Raw genomic sequence first — 787 nt, 5'->3', positions numbered from 1 at the left:
TGGAAACCCGAGGCTTCGAGGCCCGCTGCGGCACGGTGATCGATGCCCGCATCGTCGAGGTGCCCAGGCAGCGCAACACGCGCGCCGAGAACGCGACGATCAAGGACGGCGCGATGCCCGCCGAATGGGAGCGGCAGCCTGCCAGGCGCGCGCAGAAGGATATCGAGGCGCGCTGGACGCAGAAGCACGGCAAGAACTACTACGGTTACAAGAACCACATCGCGATCGACGTGAAACACAAGTTCATCCGGCGCTTCGAAGTGACCGATGCCGCCGTGCACGATTCGCAATGCTTCGCGGGCCTGCTCGATGGCCGCAACCGCGATCGCATCGCCTACGCCGATTCGGCCTACCGTTCGAAAGAGCATGAGCGGCTGCTCAAACGCAAGCATTTTGCAAGCCGCGTGCACCACCGCGCGTGGAAGGATCGGCCTTTGAACCGGCGCGAGCAACGGGAAAACCGCGCGCGTTCGCGTATCCGGGCCCGCGTGGAGCACGTCTTCGGACATCAGGTGAAGGCCATGCGTCAAACTATCGTCCGCGGGATCGGGCTGGCGCGCGTTCGCACGCGTATCGCGCTGGCCAACCTCGCTTACAACATGAGCCGGCTCGTGCAACTGTGCCCGCGGTGCGCCTGACCAACGGGGCCAAGAATGAAAAGCGTATTTGAACGGTTGAAAACCGAACCGCCGACCAACGACGGCGGTTTGACCACGAACGGCTCTCTCCGCCAGCGCGTGTTGTGCGGAAGAATGTGGGGCAGAAAAACGAATTTTTAGAGGTTCCC

The 787-nt window shown here is 62.8% G+C and carries 1 protein-coding gene; it reads left to right on the top strand.

Features of this window, described 5'->3' with window-relative positions:
- On the top strand, positions 1-638 hold a 638-nt coding region (locus tag ACTFO6_RS17355), incomplete at its 5' end, for an IS5 family transposase (protein WP_439935686.1).
- Positions 639-787 lie beyond the last annotated feature (149 nt).

Source organism: Pelomicrobium sp. G1, from assembly GCF_051905455.1.
Taxonomy (GTDB): Bacteria; Pseudomonadota; Gammaproteobacteria; order Burkholderiales; family UBA6910; genus Pelomicrobium.
Note: the sequence above shows the minus strand (reverse complement) of the source record. Positions and strands in the feature narration are given on the sequence as shown.